This is a genomic window from Lysobacter enzymogenes, from assembly GCF_017168095.1.
Lineage (GTDB): Bacteria > Pseudomonadota > Gammaproteobacteria > Xanthomonadales > Xanthomonadaceae > Lysobacter > Lysobacter enzymogenes_D.
The window spans coordinates 1-7,803 of sequence record NZ_LXSD01000156.1; the positions used below are offsets into that span (position 1 = coordinate 1).

Sequence of the window (7,803 nt, forward strand, 5' to 3'; positions counted from 1 at the left end):
GCCCGGCCCGCCGACGCGTCCGCGCCGCCGCCGGCGCCGCGGATGCGCCGCCGTCGCGCGAGCCGATCGCCATCGTCGGCCTCAGCGGCCGCTATCCCGAAGCCGTCGACGTCGCCGCTTACTGGCGCAACCTGCGCGAGGGCCGCGACTGCATCGTCGAGGTGCCGGCCTCGCGCTGGGACTGGCGCGATTACTACAGCCAGGACCGCAGCGCCGAAGGCCGCCACTACAGCAAGTGGGGCGGCTTCATCGAAGGCGTGGACGAATTCGATCCCTTGTTCTTCAACATCCCGCCGGTCGATGCCGAGTTGATCGATCCGCAGGAACGGCTGTTCCTGCAGCACGCCTGGATGGCGGTCGAGGACGCCGGCTACACCCGCGCCGCGCTGCAGGCCGGCGACGGCGGCCCGGCCGGACAGGTCGGCGTCTACGTCGGCGTGATGTACGGCGAGTACCAACTGTTCGGCGCGGAAAACAGCCTGCGCGGCAAGCGCATGGGCATTCCGCTGAGCTACGCCAGCGTCGCCAACCGGGTCTCGTACGTGCTCAACCTGCACGGGCCGAGCATGACCCTGGACACGATGTGTTCCTCGTCGCTGACCGCGATCCACCTGGCCTGCCAGGACCTGCGCCTGGGCCGCACCCACGCCGCCATCGCCGGCGGCGTCAACGTCAGCATCCATCCGAACAAGTACCTGATCCTCAGCGCCGGCCAGTTCATTTCCGGCGACGGCCACTGCCAGAGCTTCGGCGAAGGCGGCGACGGCTATATCCCCGGCGAAGGCGTCGGCGCGGTGGTGCTCAAGCGCCTGTCCGACGCGCGCCGCGACGGCAACCACATCTACGGCCTGATCCGCGGCAGCGCGCTCAACCACGGCGGCAAGACCAACGGTTATTCGGTGCCGAGCCCGAAGGCGCAGGCCGCGGCGATCGCCGCGGCGCTGGCCGAGAGCGGCGCGGATGCGCGTCGGGTCGGCTACATCGAAGCCCACGGCACCGGCACCAAGCTCGGCGACCCGATCGAGATCGCCGCGCTGACCCAGGTGTTCCGCCAGCACACGCAAGCGCGCGGCTTCTGCGCGATCGGCTCGGCCAAGTCCAACATCGGCCATTGCGAATCGGCCGCCGGCATCGCCGGGCTGACCAAGGTGCTGCTGCAGCTGCGCCACAAGCAGATCGCGCCGTCGCTGCATTCGGCCAAGCTCAATCCGCACATCGACTTCGCCGCCACGCCGTTCGTGGTCAACCAGCGCCTGCGCGATTGGGACGCACCGGTGATCGACGGGCGAGAATACCCGCGCCTGGCCGGCGTGTCCTCGTTCGGCGCCGGCGGCGCCAATGCGCATCTGATCGTCGAGGAATACCGCGACGACGCGGCCGCCGCACCCGCCGCACCCGCCGCGAGCGGCGCGGCGCTGGTGCCGCTGTCGGCGCGCACCGCCGCGCAGTTGCGGCGCAAGGCTGCCGAGCTCGGCGAATTCCTACTCGGCGAAGGCGCGGATTACGACCTGCGCGCGGTCGCGCATACCTTGCAGAGCGGCCGCGAGGCGATGCCGCACCGTCTCGCCGTTCTGGCCGAGTCGCTGCCGCAACTGGCGCAGGCGCTGCGCGCGTACGGCGCCGGCGAAGCGGTGGACGCGGCGTGCTTCGAAGGCCATGCCGACGGCGGCCCCGACGGGTTGGCGCGGCTCGGCCAGGACGAGGACATGGCCGCGGCGATCGCGCGCTGGATCGCCCGCGGCAAGCTGGCCAAGCTGGCCGAACTGTGGGTCAAGGGCCTGGAACCGGACTGGCGCGCGCTGCACGGCGCGCAGCGGCCGGCGCTGCTGAGCCTGCCGGCGTATCCGTTCGCGCGCGAGCGCTACTGGGTCGAACGCGCCAGCGGCCATGTCGCCGGCGCGGGCGCGGCCTTGCATCCGCTGCTGCACGCCAACGTCTCCGATCTGTACGCCCAGCGCTATCGCTCGCAGTTCGACGGCCGCGAATTCTTCCTCGATCACCACCGCGTCGAAGCCGGCGCCGGCGAGCGCAAGTGGCTGCCGGCCGCGGCCTGCCTGGAAATGGCCCGCGCCGCGGCCGCGCTGGCGCTGCCGGCGCAGGCGCCGTCCAGCGGGCTGGAGCTGCGCGACATCGCCTGGACCCGGCCGCTGGCCGTGGCCGCGCCGGTGACGGTGGAACTGGAGCTGCAAGCGCGCGACGAGCATTCGCTGCAGTTCGAACTGCGCAGCGGCGACGACGCCGAAGCCGCGCCGCATTGCCAAGGTTCCATCGCGCTCGGCGCTCCCGCCGCGCCGGCGCCGCTGGATCTCGCCGCGTTGCGCGCGCGCATGCGGCGCGCGCCGCGTTCGGCGGAGCAGGTCTACGCCGGTTTCGCCGCGCTCGGCCTGCATTACGGCGCCGGCTTCCGCTGCATCGAGGCGCTGTTGCGCGGCGACGGCGAAGCCCTGGCCGAACTGCGTCTGCCGGCGGCCGCCGATCCGGCTTACGCGCTGCATCCGGGATTGCTCGACAGTGCGCTGCAGGCTGTCGCCGGGACCATCGGCGACGATGCCGGCGACGCGGGCGCGCTGGTGCCGTTCGCGCTGGAATCGGCGACGGTGCACGCGCCGTGCTCGGCGCGCATGGTCGCCTGGGCCCGGCGCGTGGACGGCGCCGGCGCAGGCCTGGCGCGCTTCGATATCGATCTGTGCGACGAACTGGGCCAGGTGTGCGTGGCGCTGCGCGGGCTGGTGTCGCGCCAGGCGCGCGCTCAGGCCGAGGCGGGCGAGGGGACGTTGTTGGCGCTGCCGCAGTGGCAGCCGCTGGACGCAGCGATGGCGGATGCCGAGCCGGCAGCGCGGCACGCGGTGGTGTTGCTGGACCTGCCGCGTCTGGATGCCGATGTGTTGCGTTCGCAGTTGGCGGGCGCTGAAGTCGAAAGCCTCGGTTGGCCGCAACACCACGACCCGGCCGAACGCTACGCCGTCGCGGCGCAAGCGGTGTTCGCAAGGCTGCAGGCCTTGCTCGCCGCGGCGCCGACCCGGCCGCTGCTGCTGCAATGCGCGATCGCCGACGGCGATCCGAGCCTGCTGGAAGGCCTGGCCGGCCTGCTCGCCAGCGCGCGCCAGGAACAGCCGCTGCTGCGCGCCCAGTTGATCGCCAGCGACGCAAGCGATGCCGCGAACTTGGCCGCGCACCTGCGCACCGCCGCGGCGCATGCGGCGCAAACGCGCCTGCGCTTCGCCGACGGCGTGGGCTCGGCCTTGCATTGGCGGCCGCGATCGCTGGCTGACGCGGCGCCGCCGGCGTTCAAGGCCGGTGGCGTGTATCTGATCAGCGGCGGCCTCGGCGGTCTCGGCCGCGCATTCGCGCAGGCGATCCTCGCCGCTCACGCCGACACCCGCGTGGTGCTGACCGGCCGCGCCGTCGCCGACGCCGCGCGCGAGGCCGAACTGGCGCAGTTGTGCGCGCAGTGGTCGGCCGCACCGGAGCGTGTGCAGTATCTGCAACTCGATCCGGCCGACCGCACCAGCGCCGAGGCCGCGATTGCCGAGGTGCTGCGCCGCCATGGCGCGCTGCACGGCGTGCTGCACAGCGCCGGCGCTACCCGCGACGCCTATCTGCTGCGCAAATCGGCGGACGACTTCGCCCAGGTGCTGGCGCCCAAGGTCGCCGGTTGCTGCGCGCTCGACGCGGCCACCGCCGCGCTGCCGCTGGACTTCTTCGTCCTGTTCTCCTCGCTCAGCGCCGCGATCGGCAATCCGGGGCAGGGCGACTACGCCGCCGGCAACGGTTTCATGGACCGCTTCGCCCGCGAGCGCAATGCGCAGGTGGCGCGCGGCGAGCGCCACGGCCTGAGCCTGTCGCTGGGCTGGCCGCTGTGGCGCGACGGCGGCATGCGCATCGAAGACGAAGCGCTGCGCCGGTTGCGCGCCGCGTCGGGGCTGGCGCCGTTGCCGACCGAGGCCGGCCTGCGCGCGTTCCAGCACGCGCTCGCGCTCGGCGCCGCGCATGTGCTGGTGCTGCATGGCGATACCGCGCGACTGGCGCAGGCGCTGCAGCCGGCGACCACGCCCGCGCAGGCCGAAGCTGCGACGAACGCGCCGAACGTTCCCGCCGTCGCGCCGCAGCCGCAAACATCGCGCCCGCAAACGCCGCAACCGCTGGAGCCTTTGCACCGCTACCTGCGCGAAGAACTGGCCGCGCTGCTCAAGCTGCCGCTGGCCGAAGTCGAGGCCAAGGCGCCGCTGGAGCGTTACGGCATCGACTCGGTGCAGAGCCTGAAGCTGATCGACCGGCTCGAACGCCGCTTCGGCGCGCTGTCGAAGACGCTGCTGTTCGAGCACAAGAGCCTGGCCAGCCTGGCCGATTACCTGCAGGCCGCGTTCCCGCAGGCGCTGGGCGAACAGTTCGCCGCGCCGGTGCAGCCGACCGCGGCGCCGACCACGGCCATCGCGACGGCCGCCACCGTCGCTGCGCCGCCGCGCGCGCGCATGCGGTTGGCCGCGACCGCGCCTATCGCCCGCGCGAGCGCCGCCGAACCGGTCGCCATCGTCGGCCTCGCCGGCCGCTATCCGCAGGCCGACGACCTGCACGCGTTCTGGGACAACCTGCGCCAGGGCCGCGACTGCATCGGCGAAGTCCCGGCCGACCGCTGGGACCACGCCCGCTACTTCGACCCCGCGCGCAACCGTCCGGGCAAGACCTACAGCAAGTGGGGCGGCTTCCTCGACGCGTTCGATCGCTTCGATCCGCTGTTCTTCAACATCTCGCCGAAGGAGGCGGAGTTGATGGACCCGCAGGAACGCCTGTTCCTGGAGACCGCCTGGCAGGCGCTGGAAGACGCCGGCTATCGGCGCGAGGCCGTCGCCGGGCGCAAGGTCGGCGTCTACGTCGGCGCGATGTGGGGCCAGTACGAACTCTACGGCGCCGGCGGCGGCGAGCACGGCGTGCCGAGTTCCTCGTTCGCGTCCATCGCCAATCGGGTCTCTTATTTCTTCGACTTGCACGGGCCCAGCCTGGCCCTGGACACGATGTGCTCGTCGTCGCTGACCGCGATCCAGCTCGCCGCCGAGGACGTGCGCAAGGGCGCGGTCGAGATGGCCATCGCCGGCGGCGTCAACCTGTGCACGCATCCGAACAAATACCTGAGCCTGGCCCAGGGCAACTTCGCCGCCAGCGACGGCCGCTGCCGCAGCTTCGGCGCCGGCGGCGACGGTTACGTGCCGGGCGAGGGCGTCGGCGCGGTGGTGCTCAAGCCGCTGTCGCGCGCGCTCGCCGACGGCGACCGGATCCTCGCGCTGATCCGCGGCGGCGCGCTCAACCACGGCGGCAAGACCAACGGCTACACCGTGCCCAATCCGCTCGCGCAAGGCGAACTGATCGGCGAAGCGCTGGCGGCGGCGGGCGTGCCGGCGCACAGCATCGGCTATGTCGAGGCCCACGGCACCGGCACCTCGCTCGGCGATCCGATCGAGATCGCCGGCCTGAGCAAGGGCTTCGGCCATGCGCCGGGCGCCGATATGCAGCGCACGCCGTGCGCGATCGGCTCGGTCAAGTCCAATATCGGCCACCTCGAATCGGCCGCCGGCATCGCCGCGCTGAGCAAGGTGCTGCTGCAGCTCAAGCACGCGCAGCTGGCGCCGTCGCTGCACGCACTGCCGGCCAACCCGCATATCGACTTCGCCGCCAGCGCGTTCCGGGTGCAGACCGAACTGGGCGAGTGGCCGCGGCCGGCGGGGCATCCGCGCCGTGCCGGCATCAGCTCGTTCGGTGCCGGCGGCGCCAACGCGCATCTGATCGTCGAGGAATACGAGGATGCGCGCCCGCTCAACGAAGCGGCCGGTCCGCAACTGTTCCTGCTGTCGGCGCGCGACCGCGCCGCGCTGCGCGAGTACGCCGCGCGCATGCTCGAGCACCTGCGCCGCGAGCCGGCGCAGCCGCTGGCCGATATCGCCTACACGAGCCAGCTCGGCCGCACGGCGCTGGCCGAACGGCTGGCGCTGATCGTCGAGGACCGCGAAGCATTGGCCGAACGGTTGGCGCAGTGGCTGGGCGACGCCGGCGCCGGCGACGCCGCCGGTACGTTCCAGGGCAATCCGCGCCAGGCGCAGGCCGCCGCGGCGCTGATCGAAGGCGAGGCCGGTGCGGCCTATCTCGAACTGACCCTGCAGCGGCGCGACCTGGACAAGCTGGCGCGGCTGTGGATCGCCGGCGTCGAGATCGACTGGGCGCGGTTGCACCCGCCCGGCGCGGCGCGGCGGGTGTCGCTGCCGACCTATCCGTTCCAGCGCGAGCGCTACTGGGTGCGCAGCGCCGCGCTGCCGGCGCCGGCGAGCGAAACGCCGGCGCAGGAGCCGGCTCATGCGCCGACGCAAACCGCGCGCCCGCTGTCGTTGCGCCTGCAATGGCGCGACGGCGAACTGCCGGCACCGGCCGAAATGCCGCACGGCCCGCTGCTGTTGCTGGATTCCGATCCGGCGCTCGGCGCCGCGCTGTCGCGCCGGCTCGGCCCGGCGCGGATGGTGCGCGTCGCCGCAGGCGCAGCGTTCGCCCAGATCGAAGCCGACCTGTTCGTCGCCGATCTCGCCGACGAAGCGCAAGCGCGGCGATTGCTGCAGACGCTCAGCGAGCAAGGCCGCCGCCCGCAGGCGGTGGTACGCGCGGACGCCATCGATGCCGCGCAGCCGGCGCAAGCGCTGCTGGCGCTGCACGGACTGCTCAAGGCGCTGCTCGGCGACGGCGACAGCCGGCCGCTGCGGGTGCTGGCGTTGCGCCGGCAAGACGAACACACCGCTACCGCGTTCAACGCCGGTTTCGCCGGCTACCTGCGCACCCTGGCGCTGGAGAACCCGAAGATCCAGGGCAAGACCCTCGCCGCGGCGCCCGCCGCCGAAGCCGATGCCGTCGCCGACTGCGTGCTTGCCGAACTGGCGCAGCCGGCCGGTAGCGAGCGTGAAGTCCGCTACCTGTCGCGCGGCGAACGCTTCGTGCGGCAAGTGCGCGACGCCGCGGTGTTCGCGCCTCTGGCCGGCGACGGCGCGGTCAAGCAGCACGGCGTCTATTTGATTACCGGTGGACTCGGCGGCCTGGGCTATCGCTTCGCCGAACATCTGGCCCAGCGTTATCACGCGCGCCTGGTGCTGAGCGGGCGCTCGCCGGCCGACCCGGCCCACGACGCGCGCCTGCAACGATTGCGCGAACTCGGCGGCGACGCGGCCTACGTGCAGGCCGACGTCGCCGACGCCGCCCAGGCGCAGGCGCTGGCCGAGGCGGCCCGCGCACGTTATGGCCGCATCGACGGGCTGATCCACGCCGCCGGCAGTCATCGCGACGGCTACGCGCTGCACAAGCGCGGCGCCGAGATCGAGGCGGTGCTCGCGGCCAAGGTCGCCGGCGCGCTCAATCTGGACGCGGCCCTCGCCGGCGACGCGCTCGACCTGTTCGTGCTGTTCTCCTCGGTGACCGGCGCGCTCGGCAATCCGGGCCAGTGCGATTACGCCTACGCCAACGCCTTCCTCGACGCCTTCGCCGAAGGCCGCGCCGAGCGCGTGCGCGCCGGCGAACGCAGCGGCCGCAGCCTGTCGCTGGCGTGGCCGTACTGGGCCGAGGGCGGCATGCGCCTGGACGCGGATCAGATCGAGCGCGCGCGCCTGGCCTCGGGCCTGGAACCCTTGCCCGATGCGCAAGGCCTGGCCTTGGCCGAGGCGCTGTTCGGCGCCGAAGGCGCGGTGCTGCCGTTGTACGGCGCGCCGGGCCGGGTCGCCGCGTTCGTGCGCGCGCAGTTCGGCGCGGCGGGCGAGGGCGCGCTTGCGCAGGCCGGCG

At 73.0% G+C, this 7,803-nt stretch carries 1 protein-coding gene; it reads left to right on the top strand.

Going from position 1 to position 7,803, the window contains the following annotated elements; genetic code table 11:
- The coding region (locus A7A76_RS04385; protein ID WP_206410053.1) for an SDR family NAD(P)-dependent oxidoreductase at window positions 1-7,803 on the top strand (7,803 nt) is incomplete at both ends.